22 protein-coding genes are annotated in these 19,715 nt (G+C 66.1%); 15 read left to right on the top strand and 7 right to left on the bottom strand.

Annotated features, from left to right (window positions below):
• The first annotated feature begins 56 nt into the window (after nucleotides 1-56).
• From modA to ASC94_RS30230, 4 genes are read left to right on the top strand one after another with little or no spacing between them, the layout of a single operon-like run.
• Complete coding sequence (gene modA / locus ASC94_RS30245; RefSeq protein ID WP_056405004.1) at nucleotides 57-803, top strand: molybdate ABC transporter substrate-binding protein; 747 nt, start codon at nucleotides 57-59, stop codon at nucleotides 801-803.
• Between the two features lie 3 nt (nucleotides 804-806).
• Entirely contained in the window at nucleotides 807-1,472 is a 666-nt protein-coding gene (modB, locus tag ASC94_RS30240; protein WP_056405444.1) for a molybdate ABC transporter permease subunit, read from the top strand.
• Between the two features lies 1 nt (nucleotide 1,473).
• Nucleotides 1,474-2,169 carry an ATP-binding cassette domain-containing protein gene (locus tag ASC94_RS30235; protein WP_056405003.1) on the top strand — a complete coding sequence of 232 codons (696 nt, stop codon included), beginning with the start codon at nucleotides 1,474-1,476 and terminating at the stop codon, nucleotides 2,167-2,169.
• Entirely contained in the window at nucleotides 2,162-2,971 is an 810-nt protein-coding gene (locus ASC94_RS30230) for a TOBE domain-containing protein (protein WP_056405002.1), read from the top strand. The genes ASC94_RS30235 and ASC94_RS30230 overlap by 8 nt, the downstream gene beginning before the upstream one ends.
• Here the strand turns inward: ASC94_RS30230 and ASC94_RS30225 are convergent.
• The 4 genes from ASC94_RS30225 to ASC94_RS30210 form a co-directional block, all read right to left on the bottom strand.
• Entirely contained in the window at nucleotides 2,968-3,474 is a 507-nt protein-coding gene (locus ASC94_RS30225) for a LysE family translocator (RefSeq protein WP_229417477.1), read from the bottom strand. The genes ASC94_RS30230 and ASC94_RS30225 overlap by 4 nt on opposite strands.
• 188 nt (nucleotides 3,475-3,662) lie before the next feature.
• A complete protein-coding gene (locus ASC94_RS30220) occupies nucleotides 3,663-4,166 on the bottom strand; it encodes a Dps family protein (protein ID WP_056405001.1) in 504 nt (167 codons plus the stop codon).
• Nucleotides 4,167-4,305: 139 nt separating this feature from the next.
• Nucleotides 4,306-4,629: a KGG domain-containing protein gene (locus ASC94_RS30215; protein WP_056405000.1), complete on the bottom strand. Its 324-nt coding sequence runs from the start codon at nucleotides 4,627-4,629 to the stop codon at nucleotides 4,306-4,308.
• Between the two features lie 101 nt (nucleotides 4,630-4,730).
• On the bottom strand, nucleotides 4,731-5,747 hold the full coding sequence (locus tag ASC94_RS30210; protein ID WP_056404999.1) for an NADP-dependent oxidoreductase: 1,017 nt from the start codon (nucleotides 5,745-5,747) through the stop codon (nucleotides 4,731-4,733).
• Nucleotides 5,748-5,882: 135 nt separating this feature from the next.
• On the opposite strand from ASC94_RS30210, the gene purU reads away from it, so the two are divergent.
• The 8 genes from purU to ASC94_RS30170 all read left to right on the top strand — a co-directional run bounded on the left by purU (nucleotide 5,883) and on the right by ASC94_RS30170 (nucleotide 13,030).
• The gene (purU, locus tag ASC94_RS30205) at nucleotides 5,883-6,752 is read left to right on the top strand and encodes a formyltetrahydrofolate deformylase (protein WP_056404998.1); all 870 of its coding nucleotides are present in this window, start codon (nucleotides 5,883-5,885) and stop codon (nucleotides 6,750-6,752) included.
• Nucleotides 6,753-6,777: 25 nt separating this feature from the next.
• Nucleotides 6,778-7,320: a YaeQ family protein gene (locus tag ASC94_RS30200; protein ID WP_056404997.1), complete on the top strand. Its 543-nt coding sequence runs from the start codon at nucleotides 6,778-6,780 to the stop codon at nucleotides 7,318-7,320.
• A gap of 48 nt (nucleotides 7,321-7,368) precedes the next feature.
• Nucleotides 7,369-8,091, top strand: a complete 723-nt coding sequence (locus ASC94_RS30195; protein WP_056404996.1) for a M48 family metalloprotease — start codon at nucleotides 7,369-7,371, stop codon at nucleotides 8,089-8,091.
• Between the two features lie 20 nt (nucleotides 8,092-8,111).
• Nucleotides 8,112-8,516 carry a DUF2946 domain-containing protein gene (locus ASC94_RS30190; protein ID WP_056404995.1) on the top strand — a complete coding sequence of 135 codons (405 nt, stop codon included), beginning with the start codon at nucleotides 8,112-8,114 and terminating at the stop codon, nucleotides 8,514-8,516.
• Between the two features lie 55 nt (nucleotides 8,517-8,571).
• The gene (locus tag ASC94_RS30185) at nucleotides 8,572-9,015 is read left to right on the top strand and encodes a copper chaperone PCu(A)C (RefSeq protein WP_056404994.1); all 444 of its coding nucleotides are present in this window, start codon (nucleotides 8,572-8,574) and stop codon (nucleotides 9,013-9,015) included.
• Nucleotides 9,016-9,022: 7 nt separating this feature from the next.
• Nucleotides 9,023-9,547 (top strand): YcnI family protein, encoded by a 525-nt coding sequence (locus tag ASC94_RS30180; RefSeq protein ID WP_056404993.1) that lies wholly within the window; start codon nucleotides 9,023-9,025, stop codon nucleotides 9,545-9,547.
• A gap of 7 nt (nucleotides 9,548-9,554) precedes the next feature.
• Entirely contained in the window at nucleotides 9,555-11,861 is a 2,307-nt protein-coding gene (locus tag ASC94_RS30175) for a TonB-dependent receptor (RefSeq protein ID WP_056404991.1), read from the top strand.
• A gap of 110 nt (nucleotides 11,862-11,971) precedes the next feature.
• Nucleotides 11,972-13,030, top strand: a complete 1,059-nt coding sequence (locus ASC94_RS30170; RefSeq protein ID WP_056404988.1) for an Rpn family recombination-promoting nuclease/putative transposase — start codon at nucleotides 11,972-11,974, stop codon at nucleotides 13,028-13,030.
• Nucleotides 13,031-13,081: 51 nt separating this feature from the next.
• Here the strand turns inward: ASC94_RS30170 and ASC94_RS30165 are convergent, their stop codons facing one another.
• Nucleotides 13,082-13,867, bottom strand: a complete 786-nt coding sequence (locus tag ASC94_RS30165; RefSeq protein WP_056404986.1) for a head GIN domain-containing protein — start codon at nucleotides 13,865-13,867, stop codon at nucleotides 13,082-13,084.
• Nucleotides 13,868-14,032: 165 nt separating this feature from the next.
• Here ASC94_RS30165 and ASC94_RS30160 point away from each other — a divergent pair, with 165 nt between their 5' ends.
• Complete coding sequence (locus ASC94_RS30160) at nucleotides 14,033-14,680, top strand: hypothetical protein (RefSeq protein ID WP_056404984.1); 648 nt, start codon at nucleotides 14,033-14,035, stop codon at nucleotides 14,678-14,680.
• A 40-nt stretch (nucleotides 14,681-14,720) separates the two neighbouring features.
• Nucleotides 14,721-15,836, top strand: coding sequence for a type IV pilus twitching motility protein PilT (locus ASC94_RS30155; protein ID WP_056404982.1), 1,116 nt, complete (start codon nucleotides 14,721-14,723; stop codon nucleotides 15,834-15,836).
• 197 nt (nucleotides 15,837-16,033) lie between these two features.
• On the opposite strand, the gene ASC94_RS30150 is transcribed toward ASC94_RS30155, so the two are convergent.
• On the bottom strand, nucleotides 16,034-17,308 hold the full coding sequence (locus tag ASC94_RS30150; protein WP_056404980.1) for a cytochrome c: 1,275 nt from the start codon (nucleotides 17,306-17,308) through the stop codon (nucleotides 16,034-16,036).
• Nucleotides 17,305-18,045 (bottom strand): c-type cytochrome, encoded by a 741-nt coding sequence (locus ASC94_RS30145; protein WP_056404978.1) that lies wholly within the window; start codon nucleotides 18,043-18,045, stop codon nucleotides 17,305-17,307. The genes ASC94_RS30150 and ASC94_RS30145 overlap by 4 nt, the downstream gene beginning before the upstream one ends.
• A gap of 105 nt (nucleotides 18,046-18,150) precedes the next feature.
• Here ASC94_RS30145 and ASC94_RS30140 point away from each other — a divergent pair, with 105 nt between their 5' ends.
• Nucleotides 18,151-19,653 carry a PLP-dependent aminotransferase family protein gene (locus tag ASC94_RS30140; protein ID WP_056404976.1) on the top strand — a complete coding sequence of 501 codons (1,503 nt, stop codon included), beginning with the start codon at nucleotides 18,151-18,153 and terminating at the stop codon, nucleotides 19,651-19,653.
• Nucleotides 19,654-19,715 lie beyond the last annotated feature (62 nt).

The following is a 19,715-nucleotide window of genomic DNA, read 5'->3' as shown; positions in this document are numbered from 1 at the left end:
CACACTCCGCTATATAATCGAGTATATTGCGGTTTTCCGGTCTGAAGGAGTGCTTGATGCTGAAAAAGATGTGTGCCGCCGCCGCGCTGGGGACGGCCATGGGCGGGGCGTTTGCCGCCGACATTACCGTGTCCGCCGCCGCCAGCCTGACCAATGCCTTCAAGGAACTGGCGCAGGCTTACGAGGCCGCGCATCCCGGCCACAAGGTGCTGCTCAACTTCGCCGCCTCGGATGCGCTGGTGGCGCAGATCGCCAAGGGCGCGCCGGTGGATGTGTTTGCGTCCGCCGACCAGGAGGCGATGGACAAGGCCGCGCAGCAGCAGTTGCTGGCCGCCGGCAGCCGCAGGAATTTCGTTAGCAATACGCTGGTGCTGGTGGTGCCGTCGGCCAGTAGCTTGCCGGTGCATAGCCTGGCGGACCTGCGCCTGCCTGCCGTGGCCAGGGTCGCCATGGGCAATCCGGCCAGCGTTCCGGCAGGGCGTTATACGAAACAGGCGCTGGAAAAGGCCGGCTTGTGGGCAGCTGTCGAGCCGAAGCTGATCTTCGGCGCATCGGTGCGCCAAAGCCTGGACTACGTGGCGCGCGGCGAAGTCGACGCCGGATTCGTCTACGCCACCGATGCACTGGCGATGAAGGAGAAAGTCAAAGTGGCGCTGCCGGTGCCGACCGATACGCCGGTACTGTATCCCATCGCCGCCATCCGCACGGCGCCCAACGCCGCCGGCGGGGCCGGCTTCCTGGCCTACGCGCTGGCGCCGGCCGGCCAGGCCATCCTGGCCAAATACGGTTTCGGACGTCCTTAAATGATGGAGCCGGCATGGATCGCGTTGTCGCTGTCGCTGAAGGTGGCGCTGTGGGCCACCTTGCTGGACGTGGTGTTCGGCGTGGCGCTGGGCTACTTGCTGGCGCGCGCGCGTTTCCCCGGCCGCGATATGCTGGATGCCATCCTGACTTTGCCGATGGTAATGCCGCCCACGGTGCTGGGCTATTACCTGCTTGTGCTGATCGGCCGCAACGGCCCGATAGGCCACTGGCTGCAGGATCACTTCGGCATCAACCTGATCTTCACTTGGCAGGCAGCGGTGATTGCCGCTGCGGTGGTGGCCTTCCCGCTGGTGCTGAAGGCGGCGCGCTCGGCGTTCGAAACGGTGGACACGCAGCTGGAGGACGCCGCCCGCGTGCTGGGCGTGTCGGCCACCGGCGTATTCCTGCGTGTGACCCTGCCGCTGGCCTGGCGCGGCGTACTGGCGGGCACCTTGCTCGCTTTCGCGCGCTCCATGGGCGAATTCGGCGCCACACTGATGGTGGCGGGCAGCATACCCGGCAAGACGCAGACCCTGTCGATTGCGGTATACGAGGCGGTCCAGGCAGGGCAGGACGATACCGCGAACCTGCTGGTCGTCATCACCTCGGTGACCTGCGTTGCGGTACTGGTGCTGGCCAACAAACTCACGCCCATGCGGCAACCCTGACATGCAGATCCAGCTCGACATCGCCAAGACCCTGCGCGCCGGCACGCGCAAATTCACGCTCAGGGCGCGCCTGCGCTCGGACAGCCGCCGCATCGTCATCTATGGCGCTTCCGGCGCGGGCAAGAGCATGCTGCTCAAAGCGGTGGCCGGCTTGATCACGCCGGACGCCGGCAGCATTGAATTGGGCGGGCGCCGCCTGTTCGACAGCGCCGCGCGCATCAACTTGCCGGTGCAGCGCCGCCGCGTGGGCTACCTGTTCCAGGACTACGCCCTGTTCCCGCACCTGAACGTGCGCCAGAATATTGTGTTCGGCTTGCATCGCGGCTGGTCGAACCGCGGCTGGTTCAATCCCGCGCCGCGTGTCGATGGCGAGCGGCTGGCGTACTGGCTGGACGCTTTCCAGCTGCAGGCGGTGGCGCAGCAGCTGCCCTCGCAGCTGTCGGGCGGTCAGCGGCAGCGGGTGGCGCTGGCGCGCGCGCTGATCGCCGACCCGGCTGCGCTGCTGCTGGACGAACCCTTCGCTGCGTTGGACCCGATGCTGCGGGTGCGCATGCGCGAAGAGCTGGACGCCCTGCAGCGCCGCCTGGACATTCCCATGCTGATGATTACCCACGACCCGGAGGACGCGCGCGTCTTCGGCGGGCATGTGCTGACGATGGCCGACGGCGCCATCCTCGAGGAGGACGGGAATGGATAAGGATGCCGTGCTGGCCCTGGAGGGCAAGGTCTGGATGACGGTGGGCGGCGAGCACCTGGGCGGCGCGAACCGCGTGGCGCTGCTGGCCAGCATCGCGGAATGCGGCTCCATCACGCAGGCAGCCAAGGCGGTGAAGATGAGCTACAAGGGCGCCTGGGACGCGATCGAGGCAATGAACAACCTGGCTGGCGAGCCGCTGGTGGAGCGGGTAGCGGGAGGCAAGGGCGGCGGCGGCACGCGGCTCACCAGGCGCGGTGCGCAGCTGGTGGAAAACTTCCACAAGATAGAGCGCGAGCACCGCTTGTTCGTAGAGCACCTGAGCCGCCAGTCGCATGCGCTGGCCGACGACTTCCTCCTGATCCAGACCATGAAGATGAAAACCAGCGCGCGCAACCATTTTGCCGGCACCGTGTCGGCTATCAAGACCGGCGCGGTGAATGATGAAGTAACCATCGACATCGTCGGCGGTCAGCGCATCGTCGCCGTCATCACGCACGAAAGCACGGCCAGCCTTGGTTTGAAACCGGGATCGGACGCGTTCGCACTGGTGAAAGCGTCCTCGGTCATGATTGCCACCGGCGCCGACGGCGCGCGCTTATCGGCGCGCAACCAGCTGACCGGCGTGGTGTCGCGCCTGCTGCCTGGCGCGGTGAGCGCGGACGTGAGTATTGCGCTGCCCGGCGGCGGCACCATAGGCGCCACCGTGACCCTGGAAAGCTGCGCGGCGCTGGCGCTGGAGGAGGGCATGGAGGCAACCGCCCTGTTCAAGGCCTCCAGCGTGATCGTGGGCGTGCCGGCTTAGCGGCGGTTGCCCAGGGCGAGTATCGAGATGCCGGAGGCTACGAAGGCCACCCCGGCGCCGACGTTGAGGCCTTTGGTGGCACGCGGGCGCTGCGCTATCCAGTCCGACAGCTTGGCCGCGTAGCAGCCCATGAGCGCAAAGATGGCGGCGGTGAGCACGGCGAAAATAGCACCGTAGGCCAGCATCTGCACCGTCACCGAGCCGCGCTCAGCGCTCACGAACTGCGGGATGAAGGCCAGCACGAACAGGCCGGGTTTGGGATTGAGGATGGTGGACAGCAGGCCGCTGGCAAAAATGCTGCGCAGGCTTTGCTGCGCGGCAGGCTGGAACGAGATCAGGCCGTGCGAGCTGAGCGCCTTATAGCCCAGATAGAGCAGGTAGGCGGCGCCGGCCAGCTTGACGGCCCAGAAGGCAGCGGGCGACGCCTGGATCAGCAGCGTCAGCCCCAGTGCCGCAGCGACGGAGTGCAGCATGATGCCCAGCCCTGCGGCGCAAGCGGACAGGGTAGCGGCCGTGCGGCCCTGGCTCAGGCCGCGGCTGATGGCCAGGATGTTGTCAGGACCGGAGCGATCACCAGCAGCAGGACGGCTGCCACGTAGGCGGCCAGGGTATCGAGTGGAAACTGTGCCATGTCGGAGCGAACCTTGTGGTTGAGGTTCGACCGATTCTAGCATGCCTTGCCGACAATTTTTTAGCGGGTCGATTCGAACAGGAACCAGATGCGCTGTTCCGCTTCGTCGATCCAGTTTTCTAGCAGGCTGGCGGTGGCAATGTCATTGTCCTCGTCGCAGATGTCGTGCACTTCGCGCATGAACTTCACCAGCTGCTGGTTATCTTCGCGCAGTTCGTTGAGCATGGCCACCGGGTCCACGTACTCGGCGTTGTTGTCCTTGATGCGCTGCAGTTCGGCAATGTGGCCCACCGAGCGCAGCGTGCTGCCGCCCAGCTTGCGCACGCGCTCGGCCACCGGGTCCAGCATGGCATACACGGCGGTGGCCTGCTCGTCCAGCAGCAGGTGGTAGGAACGGAAGTGCGGGCCGCTCACGTGCCAGTGGAAGTTCTTGCATTTGATGTAGAGCGCGAACGCGTCCGCCAGCAGGCGGTTCAGGCCCAGCGTGACTTCCTTGCGCGCCTTGGGGCCCAGGTCGGTGGGAGTGGTCAGCGCGTCGCCGCCCTGTTTCGAGATTGCAGTCATGTTTGCCTCGTGATGGTGGGTAGAATCGGTAGCAAACGCTGGCCCTTGCCAGCGGGCTTGCCGATTCTAGCCCAGCACGGTGAAACACGGCGGACGCTATAGTGCAGTGCGCGCCTCTGGCAAAAGAGGGGGGGGCTGCTTACTTCTCTTCCGCTTTGCCGCCACTGCCGCTGCCGCCCTGGCGATTGCCCGCCGCACGGTTGGCCGACTGGCGGCTCTCGCCGCCTTTGCGGCCGATCTCCGCCATGTGCTCGCGGTCGCGGCTGACCGCTTCGCCGCCTTTCTGGCCAGCGCGGCGCGCTTCCTCAGAATCGAATTCATGCGCCGTGCCTTTCTGGTGCGCGGCCTGTCCGCCCTTGCTGGCGCTGCTGCGCTGCTGCGCTTCATCCATCGCCGCGAAGCCGCGTTTTGCCGTGCCCTTGCTGGCGCCGCCTTTGGTCTGATCGCCTTGATTTGTAGCCATGACTCTTCTCCTTAATCGTAGTGAACGTTGGACGGGCAGCCAAGCTGGCTGCTCCGTCAATTAGAGAAGTGTCATGGCGCTTAGTTCCGCAAGAATGCGGTTCAGGCGACTTTAAGCACAAGTTTGCCGAAATTTTTTCCTTCAAACAGCATCGTCAATGCCTGCGGGAAGTTTTCCAGTCCCTGCACCACGTCTTCCTTGCTTTTGATCTTGCCTTCCTTGAGCCAGCCGGCCAGCGCGGCCACGCCCAGATGGTAGCGGTCGGCGTAGTCGAACACCACCATGCCTTCCATGCGCGCGCGGTTCACCAGCAGCGACAGATAGTTGGCGGGGCCTTTCACCGGCGTGGTGTTGTTGTACTGCGAGATGGCGCCGCAGATGACGATGCGCGCCTTCATGTTGATGCGCGTCAGCACGGTGTCCAGGATGTCGCCGCCCACATTGTCGAAGTACACGTCCACGCCTTGCGGGCAGTGTTCCTTCAGGCCGTCGCGCACCGAGCCGGTCTTGTAGTCGATGCAGGCGTCGAAGCCGAGCTCATTGACCACGAAGTCGCATTTCTCTTTGCCGCCGGCAATGCCGACCACGCGGCAGCCCAGCTGCTTGGCCACCTGGCCCACGGTCTGCCCCACGGCGCCGGCCGCGCCGGACACCACCACCGTTTCGCCGGCTTTCGGCTGGCCCACTTCCAGCAGGCCGAAGTAGGCCGTCATGCCGGGCATGCCCAGGGTGTTCATCCATGTGGTCAGCGGCGCCAGGCGGCTGTCGATCTTGAAGAAGGAAGCGCTCTTGTCGTCCGCTGCGCCCTGCCAGTAGGCTTGCACGCCTATGCCGCCGGACACGATGTCGCCCACCGCGTACTTGGGCGACTTGGACGCCACCACTTCGCCCACGCCGCCGGCGCGCATCACTTCGCCGATCGCCACCGGGCGGATGTAGGACTTGGCGTCGTTCATCCAGCCGCGCATGGCCGGGTCGAGCGACAGGTATAGCGTCTTGACGGTGATTTCACCGTCCGCCAGGTCGCGCAGCGGCTCGGCCGCCTGCTGGAAGTCGGATGCTTTGGCCATGCCGACCGGACGGCTGGCCAAGCGGAATTGCAGGTTCTCCAAGGTCATTTTATGTCTCCAAATAGTGAGTTCTTTAACTATAACTTAGAATTGAACGATCGTGCTATTTTTCATTTTGATGGAACTGCCGCGCAGGCATGCGACAATAGCGGGTTGATATTCGTCTAACCTATTTTTCCTGACATGACGCATCCAGAATACATCCTCACCCTGTCCTGCCTGGACCAGCGCGGTATCGTGCACCGCGTGTCGGGCTTTTTGGCCGAACACGGTTGCAACATCATAGACTCTGCGCAGTTCGGCGACGCCGAATCGCGGCTGTTTTTCATGCGCGTGCATTTTTCGCTGGACGAGCCGGGTGTGAGCGACGCCCAGCTGCGCGCCGATTTCGCGCAGCTGGGCGAGGCCATGCAGCTGGACTGGAAGCTGCGCGACGCCCACGTCAAGCCGCGCGTGATGCTGATGGTATCGAAGATCGGCCACTGCCTGAACGACCTGCTGTTCCGCTACAAGAGCGGCCTGCTGCCGGTGGAGATTCCGGCCATCGTGTCCAACCACATGGACTTCTACCAGCTGGCGGCCAGTTACAATATTCCCTTCCACCACCTGCCGCTGGCGGCCGGCGCGCCGGAAGAGGCCAAGCTGGCGCAGGAGTCGCGCATCATCGAACTGATGGACAACCACCAGATCGACCTGGTGGTGCTGGCGCGCTACATGCAGATCCTGTCGCCCCAGCTGTGCGCGCGCCTGAAGGGCAAGGCCATCAACATCCACCATTCCTTCCTGCCCAGTTTCAAGGGCGCCAAGCCCTACGCGCAGGCGCACCACCGCGGCGTGAAGCTGATCGGCGCCACGGCGCACTTCGTCACCAGCGACCTGGATGAAGGCCCGATCATCGAGCAGGACGTGGAGCGCGTGGACCATTCGATGGACGCGGACACGCTGTCGGCCATCGGCCGCGACGTCGAGTGCGTGGTGCTGGCGCGTGCCGTGAAGTGGTTCACGGAACACCGCGTGCTGCAGAACGGCGCCAAGACCGTCGTATTCAAATAACCCTTACTGAACATAGAAGTTAGCAATGGCCCTCAAAGCAACAATCTACAAAGCCGAACTATCGATTGCGGACATGGACCGCAATTATTACGACACGCATCTGCTGACCCTGGCGCGCCATCCGTCGGAGACCGACGAACGCATGATGGTGCGCCTGCTGGCCTTCGCCATCCACGCGCACGAGCACCTGACCTTCACCAAGGGCCTGTTCGACACCGACGAGCCGGACCTGTGGCAGAAGGACCTGACCGGCGCCATCCAGCTGTGGATCGAAGTGGGCCAGCCGGACGACAAGAAGCTGCTCAAGGGCGCGGGGCGCTCGGAGCAGGTGATGGTGTACAGCTACAACGCCACCAGCCATATCTGGTGGAAGGGCCTGGCCAACAAGGTCGAGCGCGCCAAGAACCTCACCGTGGTCAACCTGCAGTCCGAAGCCACCGAGCAGCTGGCCAAGATGGCCCAGCGCACCATGCAGCTGCAATGCACCATCCAGGACGGCCAGATCTGGCTGACCGACGGCAGCGAGACCGTGCTGATCGAGCGCGAGATCTTCAAGGGCGAGCGCTAAGCACCCCCGCTGGCGGCTTCTCCTGCGGCGCTGTGGCAGAATGCCCGCATGCGCCGCTATTCATTCGCACTAATCCTTCTTGCCTATGCAGGCGCCGCCGCGGCGCTGACGCAGGCCGAAGTCATGGCCGGCGCCGAGCGCCTGTACCGCGAGCGCATGCAGGAACTGCAGGCCCGGCACCAGCTCGATGCCGACCCCGCCTTCCACCAGCGGGTGCAGCGCATCGCCAGGCCGCTGATCGCGCAGGCGGTGCACGACTATCCGGAATCGGCCGGCTGGCAGTGGGAAGTCCACACGGCGCCGGAGGACGACGAGAGCGCCTACGCCATGGCGGGCGGCAAGCTGATGGTCAGCCGCGCCTATGTGCACAAGCTGCTGCTGACCGACGCCGAACTGGCCATGCTGCTGGCGCACGAGATTTGCCATGCGGTGCTGCGCCATAACCTGCAGGAATACGAGGAAGCCATGCGCCTGGAGCCGGCCTGGCGCGAGCGGCCCTTCGCCGAGCTGCAGGACGCGGTCGACAGCGACTCTGCGCTGATGCGCAAGCTGGCGCCGCTGGGCATGCGCCAGGAGGCCGAGGCGGACCGCGAAGGCCTGAAGCTGGCGTGGCGCGTGGGCTGGCCTGCGCCTTTGCTGGCACGGTATTTCCAGAAGCTGGTGCGTTCCAGCCATGCACCGAATTTCGAGCAGTTTGCGCATCCGGCGCCAGCGCAGCGCTGGCGCGCGGCCCAGGACCTGGCGGCCGCGCTGGATGCGGCGGGGCGCTAGCTTCTGTATAATGCCCCATCATGCAAACGAGATGGACAACACGCTGGCAGCGCCAGGCGCAGTGGATCTGGATCGCGATCATCGCGGTGCTGATGAACGCGCTCGCGCCGTCCATTTCGCATGCCCTGGCCGCCGCCGAAGGCAACCCTGCCGCGTTTGAAATCTGCCGTGCCGACAAGAGCAAGCCGCTGCCGGCCCCCTTCCTGCAGATGGACGGCGAGGAAGACCGGAAGGCCATGTCCATGGGCGAGGATTGCGGCTACTGCGCCACCCACGCCGGTTCCTTCGGCATGCCGCCGTCCATGGTGTCCGGCCTGCCGTTCGCCGTCCAGTCCCGGCTCCATCCATTCCTGTTCTACCGCGCGCCGCAGCCGCTTGCTGCGTGGTCGGCGTCGCGCCCGCGCGGGCCGCCCGCGCACGCCTGATTCCGTTTTACAGCAGCGCCTTCGGGCGCGTTCCGTAATCGTTTCAGAGGTAGATATGAAAACCAAATTCTTCGCAGGCGCCATTGCGCTGATGTCCTTCGCCGCCGCCGTCCAGGCCCAGGTCACCGTCAAGGACCCATGGGTGCGCGCCACGGTGCCCGCCGCCAAAGCCAGCGGCGCCTTCATGCAAATCCAGTCCGCGCAGGACGCGCGCCTGGTCGAGGTGCGCTCCAGCGTGGCCGGCATGGCCGAGATCCATCAGATGGGGATGGAAAACAATGTCATGAAAATGCAGCAGGTGAACGGCATCGACCTCCCTGCCGGCAAGACCGTGGAGCTGGCCTCGGGCGGCTACCACATCATGCTGATGCAGCTGAAGCGGCAGCTGAAAGAAGGCGAAACCGTGCCGCTCACGCTGGTGGTGCAGAAGAAGGACAAGAAGCTCGAAACCATCGAGCTGAATGTGGCCGTGCGGCCGCTCACCTATTCCGCGAAGTGAGGGCGCCATGAAGAAGAACCTTGCTCTTGTTGCGCTTGCGGCGTGCCCGCTGCTGGCGGCGCCATCGCACGCCCACGTCACGCTGGAGCAGCAGACCGGCCTGGCGGACAGTTACCAGAAGCTGACCTTCCGCGTTGGCCATGGCTGCGACGGCAGCCCCACCAGGGCCATTACGGTCATGCTGCCGGAATCCGTGACGGGCACCAAGCCCATGCCCAAGCCGGGCTGGCAGATCCGCACCGTGGAAGGCAAGCTGTCGGTGCCGGTGGAGTCGCATGGACGCAAGGTCACCAGCGCCGTGCGCGAAGTGACCTGGAGCGGCGGCCCGCTGGCGGACGCTTATTTCGACGAGTTCACCGTGCAGGCCAGGCTGCCCGCGGAAGCGGGCAAGCTGTATTTCAAGATCGTGCAGGAATGCGTCAAGGGCAGCCTGGCCTGGGATGAACTCCCGGGCGAGGCAGGCGCCAGACTCAAGGCGCCCGCACCGGTCCTGAACGTCCTCCCCGCCGAAGGCGCCGCCCACCAGCACTGAGGACATCATGAACAAGTTGACACGCAAGCCGCTGGCAGTGATGCTGGCGGCGATGGGCGCTGCTGCGTCCGTGATTTGTCCAGCGCACGCGGATCATGCGGTGGTCACCGTCAATGGCGGCCGCCCGAGCTCCCTGCCGACGCAGATCCCCACCACGATCGAGGGCATCACCGGCGCGCAGATTGAAGACCGCATCAACGCCAGCGACAGTGAAGACGCGCTGAAATACCTGCCCAGCCTGAACGTGCGCAAGCGCTACATCGGCGACTATGACCATGCCGTGCTGGCCAGCCGGGCTTCCGGCACCGGCAACAGCGCGCGCTCCATGGTGTACGCGGACGGCATCCTGCTGTCCAATTTGCTGGGCAACGGCGCCACCTTCACGCCGCGCTGGGGGCTGGTGTCGCCGGAGGAAATCGAGCGCGTGGACGTGCTGTACGGGCCGTTCTCGGCCGCCTATCCCGGCAACTCGGTGGGCGCCGTGGTCGACTTCCAGACCCGCATGCCGGCGCGCCTGGAGGCGCACGTGAAGCTTTCGGGCTACGGCCAGGGCTTCCAGCAGTACGGCAGCGACACGCGCCATTACGGCAAGCAGGGCAGCGCTTCGATCGGCAACCGCCAGGGCGCGTGGTCGTGGTGGGTGGACGTGTCGCGCCTGGACAGCAATGGCCAGCCTATCGGTTTCGCCAACAAGCTGCGCACGCAGGGCACGCCTGGCGGCGGTGTGCCGGTGACGGGCGCCATCGCCGACCGCAATCCGGCCAACAAGGACTGGCTGATCCTGGGCGCCACCAACCAGATTCACACGGTGCAGGACCACGCCAAGGTGAAGCTGGCCTACGATGTGTCGCCGGTACTGCGCGCCAGCTATACGCTGGGCTGGTGGAAGAACGAGGCCGGGCGCAGCTCGCAGTCTTATCTGCGCGACGCGGCCGCCAAGCTGGTCTACCAGGGCGATATCAATGTGGACGGCGCGAAGTACAGCCTGCTGCCTTCGGACTTCGCGCCCAGCCGGGGCGAGCTGGAACACGTAATGCATGGCTTCTCGCTCAAGCAGCACGGCAAGGGTGTGTTCAGCTGGGAAGTGGCGGCCAGCCTGTACGACTACGCGAAGGACCGCGTGCGCACGCCGACCGTGGCGGTGCCGGATCTGGACACGCCAGGGCAGGGCAATGTCACGGACATGGGCGGCAGCGGCTGGAATACGCTGGCGCTGAAAGGCACGTGGCGGCCGGGTGCCGGCGGCGGGGAGGGCGGCCGGGGCGCGCACGTGATTGATTTCGGCGTGCAGCGCGACAGCGCCAAGCTGCGCACGCACGTCTTTAGCGGCGCGGACTGGATCAGCGCGGACGACGGCAGGCACGTGTCCACCTTTAACGGCGAAACGCGCCTGGAAAGCCTGTACGCGCAGGACACCTGGCGCATCGGCGAGCCGTGGAAGGCGACCCTGGGCCTGCGTTTCGAGCGCTGGCAAGCGTTTGGCGGCGAGCTGTCCAGCGCGGCCAGCCTGGCGGCCAGTCCCGGCACGGGCGGCCTGCTGCGCTTTCCCGCGCGCAGCGAGAACAGCTGGTCGCCCAAGGCGGCGCTGGCCTACCGCGCCTCGGACCTGTGGACGCTGAAAGTGTCCACCGGGCGCGCGGTGCGCAATCCCACGGCGGCCGAACTGTTCCAGGGTTCCATCGTGGATAACCGGATCGTCAACACCGATCCCACGCTGCGCGCCGAAAAGTCCTGGACCACCGAGCTGACCGCCGAACGCATGCTGGAGCGCGGCCTGCTGCGCGCCACCGTGTTCCACGAAAATACGCACGACGCGCTGTATTCGCAGGCGCTGACGCCCACCGTGAACACGGTGCAGAACGTGGGCGAAATCCGCACCACCGGCCTGGAACTGTCCTACCAGGCGGACCACGTGCTGGTGCACGGCCTGTCGCTGACCGGCAGCATGACCTACGCCGACTCTGAAATCGCACGCAACGACAGGCTGCCGGCGAGCGTGGGCAAGCGTCAGCCGCGCGTGCCGGACTGGCGGGCCACGCTGCTGGCGTCCTACCACGTCGGCGACAAGTGGACCACCAGCGTCGGCGCGCGCTACAGCGGCCGGCAGTACGGTACGCTGGACAATAGCGACCCCAACGGCGCCACCTACACCGGCGTGTCGGACTACTTCGTCACCGACGTGCGGGTGCGCTACCGCTTCAACGCGCAATGGACCGGCTCGTTCGGCATCGACAACCTGAACAACCGTAAGTACTGGGCCTTCCACCCCTACACCCAGCGCACGCTGATCGCGGAACTCAAGTTCGACCTCTAAGTTCCCCAGCCCGGCCCCGCGCCGGGCTTTTTTTTGATTCCGCTTGAGCCCGGCCAAACCGCGCACGTGCAATGCCGCTGCATGTCCTTGCGCCGCCCTAGAATCGGCCCATGAAAGCTGATCACGACACTGGCTACAAGCAGCTCTTTGCCTATCCCGAGCTGATGCGGGACTTGCTGCGCGGCTTTGTGCCCTATTCATGGGCCAAGGATCTCAAGCTATCCGCTTTCGAGCGCATCAACGCCAGCTATGTTGGTGAAAATGGCGAACACCGGCATGACGATATGGTTTGGCGCTTGCGGGTGGGCGGGGAATGCGTCTACATCTACCTTGTGCTGGAATTTCAATCCAGCAGCGATCGCTGGATGGCGTTACGCATGCAGGTCTATGTCGGCTTGCTGTACCAAGACCTGATCAGGCAGCGCAAACTCAACCGGCGCGGCAAGCTGCCGCCGGTGCTGCCCATTGTTTTATATAGCGGCAAACGGCCGTGGAATGCGAGCCATAGCCTGTCGGGACTGCGTTTGGCGCAGCCGGAAGGCTTGGCAGAATTCCAGCCCGAACTAAAATATCTGTTGATAGATCAAAGCAAAGTCCGGACGGCGTTGGATGATACCGAGCGGAACGTTGTAGCTGCCCTGTTCGCTCTTGAGCAGTCTCGTTCCCGGCAGGCCTGTGTGGATGTGTTGAGGTCACTGGCTAATTGGCTTCAGGCTGGCTGTGCTCAACCGCTCCGCGACAGCTTGTTGCGCTGGCTGTCCGGTTGCGTGCAGCGCAAGGAATGCATGGCTGACTTTGTGCCGGATGAGGAGTTTGTTATGGGAAATTTGACACTGGATGAATGGACGCAGTCCATCGTGCGAGAGGCGAAAGAGACGCGTCGGCGCGAGTGTGCCGCGGCCCGGGCTGAAGGGGTGGCGGAGGGGAAGGCCGAAGGCAAGGCGCTAGGTATGGCGGCAGGTAAGGCAGCAGGTATGGCGGCAGGTGTGGAGTTGGGCCGGCTTGAGGCATTGAGAGAGGTGGTGAAGCGGACAGTCAGGCGTCAGTCGCGCGCGGTGCCGGCCGCCGTGGCGGCGCAGATCAAGTCGGCTGCTGCGCCGCAACTGGAGGCCTGGCTGGACCGCCTGCTGGACGGCGCCAGCGTGCAAGAGCTGTTCAACGCCGAATAACGCAGCCCGGCGGGGTGTGCGCCTGCCGGGCTGGAGTAATCTGTACTAGCTTTATTGCGGGACCGTGCCCAGGCGCTTGACGCTGCCCGAACCCATGATGGACTTGCTGATCTGCGGATCGCCGTAATAGCCCACGTCGCCGGAGCCGGCCACGCTCAGGTTGAGCGATTGCTTGGCCCACACCGTGGCCTGGCCAGAGCCGCCGATGCTGACCGAGGCGTCGCGCGCCGCAAGCTGGCCGATGTTGACCTTGCCCGAACCGCCAATCGACACCTTCAGCCGCTCGGTGTTGCCGCTGGCCTTCAGGCTGCCGCTGCCGCCCAGCGCCACCGACACCGACTCGCTTTCCATGCCGCGCACGTTGATCGAACCCGAGCCGCCCACGTCGAAGGTCAAGTTGGCGCCTTTGAGGTTCTCTGCATCCACCGTGCCGGAACCGCCCACCGAAATACGCTCCAGGCTCTTGGCCTGCACGATGATTTTCATGTTGCGCGTGTCGAGCCGCATATTGCGCTTCACGGGGCGGACCCGCAGCGTTTCGTTCTCCACCACGGTTTCCACCAGCGCCTGCAGATTGTCGTCGGTCTCGACGATGATGCTGTCGGTATTGCCGAGCCGTACTTCCGCGTCGCCCGGCAGGGCCAGCGCCAGGCCGCTGAAGTGGCCGACGTCGCGGGTCTGCCGGGTGATCTTGCCGCTGCCCTGCACGCGCTCGCCGCCGCCCAGCCAGCTGAACGGGCCAGCCTGCACGCTGGCGGCCGGAACGATCAACGCCAGTGCGCCGGCGGCCAGCAGGGCGTTGCGAAGGGCGGCGCGGACGGTGGCATGGATTGCCATGTTGTGATCTCCTCATTGATCTTGTCTGATGAGGGGATAGTACGGAAACGTCCGCGCCGCCGCCCGCCCCATGCGACAGACTGCGCAGACGGCGGAATAGAATGCAATCCGCAGGGGGCGGTGCGCCATGCGGTATCATGCTGGCTGTAACTACATTGGAAATACATGCTGATCATCACCATCAAACAGGGCAAGGAAAAGAGCTTGCTGGCCGGCGACCCCTGGATTTACCCGACCGCCATCGAGCGCGTCGAAGGCCGGCCGCAGGAAAAATCCAAGGCCGGCGCCACCGCCACCGTGCAGTCCTCGTCCCGCAAGTTCCTGGCGCGCGCCGCCTACAATGCGCACGCGGTGCAAATCCGCGCCCGCGTCTGGACCTTCCGCGAAGACGAGCCGGTGGACCACGCCATGATGAAACGGCGCGTCAAGGCTGCCATTGCCAAGCGCGCTGCCGCCGTGGCCAAGCTGGGCCCGCAGGACCTGATGCAGCTGATTAACGCCGAGGAAGACGGCCTGCCCGGCCTGGTGGTGGACTATTACGGCGGCCCCGCCGGTTTCCTGCTGTGCAGCTTCCAGTCCGGCGCGGCGGACGCCTGGAAAGTGCCCATCGTGCAGGCCCTGCTGGCCGAGACCGGCTGCCCCAACGTCTTCCAGCGCGCCGACGAGGAACTGCGCAAGGGCGAGGGCCTGCCGGTGTTTACGCGCGAGCTGGCGGGCGTCCCACCACCGCCCAAGTCGGTTGTCAACCAGGGTGGCGTAAAGGTCTACATGGACCTCAAAACAGGCTTTGAATTCCCCAAGCGTCCCGTATAATCTTTCCAGGCGACATTTTTCACCCGGAGAGTAGAGTACGATGGAACATCACCAGTCTTCGCAGATCCGCACCCTCAGCTATGAAGAAAACGAAGACCATCCCGTCTTCGGCACCCTGGTCGAGCAGATCCTGCATCTGCTCAATTCCAGGCTGAGTTTCAGCGACATCCTGATCCACCAGAACAGCCCGCTGCTGTTGCGCCAGCCGAAAGGCCTAGTGGCGGTGACGGATTCGCCCATCACGCGCGAGGAGCTGGAAGAGTTCTTCGAAGTGGTGGAGCCGAACTGGCGCGAACGCATCCAGGACCGCGCCTTCGACCGTTCCATCGACCTGCATACGGCGCGCATCCGCGCCAACTGCTTTACCTTCCAGGGCAAGAAGCGGCTGGGCTGCGTGATCCGCCGCTTCCCCAAGGAGCCGCATGCGCTGGCGCAGCTGGGCTTGCGCGCCGATGAGCAGAAGTTTTCGCAGCTGACCAGCGGGCTGGTGCTCATCATCGGCGACACCTGCCAGGGCAAGTCCACCACCATCGCCTCCATGCTGGACGAGATCAACAAGACCCGCTCCGGCCACATCATCACCATTGAAGACCCGGTGGAAACGCTGATCCCGCAGCGCCGCTGCATCGTCACCCAGCGCGAGGTGGGTTTCGACGGCGACGTGGAAAGCTTCTACCTGGGCGCGCTGGACGCGCTGCGCGAGCGGCCGGACGTAATCGTGATCGGTGAAATCCGCGACGCGCAGACGGCGCAGGAAGCGCTGGCGCTGGCGGAATCCGGACCGCTGGTGCTGGCCACGCTGCACGCGCGCTCCACCGAACTGGGGCTGCAGAAGATGCTGCGCATGCTGGGCAACAGCGAGCCGCAGCAGCAGGCGCTGGCGCACGCGCTGCGCGGCGTGCTGTGCCAGGCGCTGCTGCCGTCGGTGGAGGGCAACCGCTACCACCTGGCCACCGAGTGCCTGACCATGAACCCGGACGTGGCGCGCCTGATCGAGAACGGCAATATCGCCGCCATCCGCGACTGGATGGAAACCAAGGGCGGCGACGGTTGCCACACCATGAACGCCGCATTGCGCGTGCTGCTGGCCGAGGGCAAGATCGCCGTCGAAGACGCGCGCAATGCCACCACCGACCGCTTGGGCTTTGCCGCGTAATGGCGGGTTACGGCTGCGCCTAACCCGCCCTACGGTGGGATAGGTTCGCGGCAATGGCGGGTTACGGCTGCGCCTAACCCGCCCTACGGTGGGAYRGGTTCGCGGCAATGGCGGGTTACGGCTGCGCCTAACCCGCCCTACGATCCCGGCAGTGCGTAGGGCGGGTTAGGCCGCAGGCCGTAACCCGCCATTGTCGGCTAATCGAGCGGCACGGTGCGGTAGCGGTTCACATCATTGCCACTGACCGGCGGCGCGTTGTTGCCCCAGTCGCTGCGCAAGTAGGACACCACCGCCGCCACTTCGTTGTCATTGAGCTTGTGGCTGAACGGCGGCATGCCGTAGGGGCGCGGGTTGCCCGCCGTGCCGGGCGCGAAGCCGCCGTTCAGCACAATGCGGATCGGATTAACGGCCTCGTCCATCAGCAGCGCGCGGTTGCCCGCCAGCGGCGGATAGTGCGGCGGCAAACCCTTGCCACTCACGCCGTGGCATTCCACGCAGTGCGCGGTGTAGAGCCTCGCGCCGTTTTCCAGCTGGGCGCGCGCCTCGGCTGCCTTGCTGCGTTCGTACGGTTCGGCGGCCTCCTTGCGCGGCAGGGTCTTCAGATACACCGCCATCGCCTTCACGTCCGCATCGTTCAAATGCTGCAGGCTCTCGCGCACCACTTCGGCCATCGGCCCGAACACGGTGGCGCGCTGCGATACGCCTGTTTTCAGCAATTGCTCCACCTCCTGCTGCGACCAGTCGCCCAGGCCCGCCTCGCGGTCGGACGTGAGCGATGGCGCATACCAGCCCAGCACGGGAATCAGGCCGCCCGACAGGCCGTCGCGGGAGGCGCCCAGCACGTTGCGCGTGCTATGGCAGGCGCTGCAATGGCCCAGCCCCTGCACCAGGTAGGCCCCCCGGTTCCAGTCGGCGCTTTGCGCGCTGTCGCCGCGGTAGGCGGCGGGACGGAAATACAGCGCGCGCCAGAACGCCAGGCCGAGCTGCTGGTTGTAGGGGAAGCGCAGCTGGTGCGGCTGGTTGGCCTGCTTCACCGGCGGCAGGCTCTGGAAGTAGGCGAACAGCGCGTCCGAATCGTCGCGCGTGAGGTGGGTGTAATTGGTGTAAGGGAAAGCCGGATACAGCATGCGCCCGCCGCGCGATTTGCCGTTGTGCAGGGCGCGCCAGAAATCGTCCGCATTCCACTGGCCGATGCCGGTTTCGCGGTCCGGAGTGATATTGGGCGAGACCACGTTGCCGAATGGCGTCTGCAGCGCGCGGCCGCCCGCGTACGGTGCGCCGCCGCGCGGCGTGTGGCAGGCCATGCAGTCGCCCGCCTTGGCCAGGTAGGCGCCCAGCGCAACCCGTTCGGCTTGCGGCAGGGCGGCCGTTTTGCCCAGGGGAGGCAGGGGATCGTCGGCCGGATACAGCATGAAGCCGGCGCCGGCCGCCAGCAGCAGGCCGGCAATCGCGATGATGGGCATCTTTTTCATGGTTGGGCCTCCGCTGCGGCGGTGCCTTGGGCGCTGCCGCATTGCAGGGGCAGCGGCATGGCGATGGACGCGGCCGGGCGCGCTGCCGCGTCGGCCGGCTGCGAGGCCAGCCAGCCGGACACGGCGGCCACGTCGGCGTCCGACAGGCGGGCCGTGATCTCAGCCATGCAGTCGGGCGCGTGGGCGCGCCGCACCTTGTTGCGCCAGGCCCCGAATTGGGCATTGACGTAGTCGCGCGGCAGCCCGATCAGGCCGGGGATGGCGGGCGCCACGCCGGTCAGCTGGGCGCCGTGGCAGGCCACGCAGGCCGGCACTTTCTTCGCCGCGTCGCCCTCGTGCACCAGCACCCGGCCGCGTTCCAGCATGGCCGGGGTGGCTGCGTTCGGGGCCGGCGCGGGGTAGGACGGGTGCTGCTCGGAGAAGTACTGCGCGATCTCGCGCAGGTAGGCGTCCGGCAGGTGGTCCACCATATAGGTCATCATCGGATACTTGCGGCGGCCTTCCCGGAAGTTGAGCAGCTGGTTGTACAAGTAGCCGGCCGGCTTGCCGGCGATACGCGGGAAGTAGGCGTCGCCGCGCTGGTTGGCGGCGTGGCAGGCGGTGCACGCGGCCACACGCTGCTCCAGCGTGTCGGGCAGGGCCTTCAGCGCGGCGGGCGCGGCCCCGGCGCACGGCGCGCTGGCCAGGCCGCAGGCCAGCAGCGCTGCCGTACAGAGTCGAGACAGGTTCGTAAGCATGGGGCTCCCGTTTAGAATAGCTGTTGGATGGGAATCAGGAAACAGGATACGCCTGCGTTGCCAAAATGGACAGGCTCAGATGCGCAACAAAAACCAAGGATCAGTTTGAAACTGTACGAAGCGCTGGCGCAGGAAATCGAAGACATGGTGGCGCGGCGGATGCTGCTGCCGGGCGAACGGCTGCCGTCCGTGCGCCAGCAGCACGCGCGGCGCGGCGCCAGCCCCGGCACCGTGTTCCAGGCCTACTATCTGCTGGAGGCGCGCGGCGTGATCGAGTCGCGGCCGCGTTCGGGCTACTACGTGGCGCAGGCAAGGCCGCCGGCGGCGCCGGCCAGCTTGCCGGCGGCGCTGTCCACCCCGCAGCCCGATCCCGAACCGTCGCGCCCGGACGGGGCGCCGCGCAGCGTGGAGGTGAGCGGACTGGTGTTCGGCGTGCTGGAAGCGGCGCGTGCGCGCCGGGCGGTGCCGTTCGGCTCCGCCTTCCCCAGCCCGGAGCTGTTCCCCTTGCCGAAGCTGGCGCGCGCACTGGCCGCCAGCATGCGGCGGCTGGACCCGTGGAGCACGGTGGCGGACCTGGGGGCGGGCAACGGCGAACTGCGGCGCCAGATCGCGCTGCGTTACCAGCTGGACGGGGCGGCGGTGGCGGCGCAGGACATCGTGGTCACCAACGGCGCGCTGGAAGCGCTGAACCTGTGCCTGCAGGCGGTGGCGCGGCCCGGGGACACGGTCCTGGTCGAGTCGCCCAGCTTTTACGCCGCCCTGCAGGCGCTGGAGCGGCTGCAACTGAAGGCGGTGGAAGTGGCCACGCATCCGCGCGAAGGGATGGAGCTGGGCGCGCTGGCCGAGGCGCTCGACCGGCACCGTCCCGCCGCCTGCTGGCTCATGACCAGCTTCCAGAACCCGCTGGGCAGCCTGATGCCCGAGGAGAAAAAGCAGGCGCTGGTGGCGCTGCTGGCCGCGCGCGGCGTGCCGCTGATCGAGGACGACGTCTACGGCGAGCTGTATTTCGGCGCGCGCCGGCCGGCGCTGGCCAAGCGCTACGACGCGCCCGCTGCGCAGGGGTTGGTGCTGCACTGCAGTTCCTTTTCCAAGTGCCTGGCGCCGGGCTTCCGCGTCGGCTGGGCGGCACCGGGGCGTTACGCACAGGCGGTGGAGCGGCTCAAGCTGAGCACCAGCCTGGCGGCCGCCATGCCGTCGCAGCTGGCGCTGGCCGGATACCTGGCGCAGGGCGGCTATGACCGCCATCTGCGGCAGCTGCGCGCCGCCTTGAAGGCCCAGCAGGCGCAGATGCTGGCCGCGCTCGGCGAGCACTTCCCGGCCGGCACGCGCGTGACGCATCCGCAGGGCGGGTATTTCCTTTGGGTGGCGCTGCCGGACGGCGTGGACGCGCTGGCGCTGCACGCCGCCGCGCTGGAGCGCGGCATCAGCATTGCGCCCGGGCCGATGTTCTCGGCCAAGCGCGAATTCCGCAATTACCTTCGGCTGAATTACGGGCACCCGTGGACGGCCGAGCACGAAGCGGCGATTGCCACGCTGGGGCAGATGATAGGGGAAATGGCCGGTGGCGGCGCGCCGGCGGGTTACGCGGCGCGCTGCGCGCCCCGCTAACCCGCCCTACATGATCACCACCCGCCACCATCGTAGGGCGGATTAGCGCAGCGTAATCCGCC

Origin of the sequence: Massilia sp. Root418 (genome assembly GCF_001425265.1) — a bacterium.
GTDB lineage: Bacteria > Pseudomonadota > Gammaproteobacteria > Burkholderiales > Burkholderiaceae_D > Rugamonas.
This window is presented reverse-complemented; position numbering and strand designations above follow the sequence as displayed.

What these genes read in the sequence shown, in the direction of transcription:
- ASC94_RS30215 (WP_056405000.1), bottom strand. Translation starts at nt 4,629, where the DNA reads ATGGCTACAAATCAAGGCGATCAGACCAAAGGCGGCGCCAGCAAGGGC.
- ASC94_RS30230 (WP_056405002.1), top strand. Translation starts at nt 2,162, where the DNA reads ATGGATAAGGATGCCGTGCTGGCCCTGGAGGGCAAGGTCTGGATGACG.
- ASC94_RS30185 (WP_056404994.1), top strand. Translation starts at nt 8,572, where the DNA reads ATGAAAACCAAATTCTTCGCAGGCGCCATTGCGCTGATGTCCTTCGCC.
- ASC94_RS30170 (WP_056404988.1), top strand. Translation starts at nt 11,972, where the DNA reads ATGAAAGCTGATCACGACACTGGCTACAAGCAGCTCTTTGCCTATCCC.
- ASC94_RS30165 (WP_056404986.1), bottom strand. Translation starts at nt 13,867, where the DNA reads ATGGCAATCCATGCCACCGTCCGCGCCGCCCTTCGCAACGCCCTGCTG.
- ASC94_RS30150 (WP_056404980.1), bottom strand. Translation starts at nt 17,308, where the DNA reads ATGAAAAAGATGCCCATCATCGCGATTGCCGGCCTGCTGCTGGCGGCC.
- ASC94_RS30210 (WP_056404999.1), bottom strand. Translation starts at nt 5,747, where the DNA reads ATGACCTTGGAGAACCTGCAATTCCGCTTGGCCAGCCGTCCGGTCGGC.
- purU (WP_056404998.1), top strand. Translation starts at nt 5,883, where the DNA reads ATGACGCATCCAGAATACATCCTCACCCTGTCCTGCCTGGACCAGCGC.
- modB (WP_056405444.1), top strand. Translation starts at nt 807, where the DNA reads ATGGAGCCGGCATGGATCGCGTTGTCGCTGTCGCTGAAGGTGGCGCTG.
- modA (WP_056405004.1), top strand. Translation starts at nt 57, where the DNA reads ATGCTGAAAAAGATGTGTGCCGCCGCCGCGCTGGGGACGGCCATGGGC.
- ASC94_RS30235 (WP_056405003.1), top strand. Translation starts at nt 1,474, where the DNA reads ATGCAGATCCAGCTCGACATCGCCAAGACCCTGCGCGCCGGCACGCGC.
- ASC94_RS30195 (WP_056404996.1), top strand. Translation starts at nt 7,369, where the DNA reads ATGCGCCGCTATTCATTCGCACTAATCCTTCTTGCCTATGCAGGCGCC.
- ASC94_RS30180 (WP_056404993.1), top strand. Translation starts at nt 9,023, where the DNA reads ATGAAGAAGAACCTTGCTCTTGTTGCGCTTGCGGCGTGCCCGCTGCTG.
- ASC94_RS30200 (WP_056404997.1), top strand. Translation starts at nt 6,778, where the DNA reads ATGGCCCTCAAAGCAACAATCTACAAAGCCGAACTATCGATTGCGGAC.
- ASC94_RS30190 (WP_056404995.1), top strand. Translation starts at nt 8,112, where the DNA reads ATGCAAACGAGATGGACAACACGCTGGCAGCGCCAGGCGCAGTGGATC.
- ASC94_RS30160 (WP_056404984.1), top strand. Translation starts at nt 14,033, where the DNA reads ATGCTGATCATCACCATCAAACAGGGCAAGGAAAAGAGCTTGCTGGCC.
- ASC94_RS30155 (WP_056404982.1), top strand. Translation starts at nt 14,721, where the DNA reads ATGGAACATCACCAGTCTTCGCAGATCCGCACCCTCAGCTATGAAGAA.
- ASC94_RS30175 (WP_056404991.1), top strand. Translation starts at nt 9,555, where the DNA reads ATGAACAAGTTGACACGCAAGCCGCTGGCAGTGATGCTGGCGGCGATG.
- ASC94_RS30220 (WP_056405001.1), bottom strand. Translation starts at nt 4,166, where the DNA reads ATGACTGCAATCTCGAAACAGGGCGGCGACGCGCTGACCACTCCCACC.
- ASC94_RS30145 (WP_056404978.1), bottom strand. Translation starts at nt 18,045, where the DNA reads ATGCTTACGAACCTGTCTCGACTCTGTACGGCAGCGCTGCTGGCCTGC.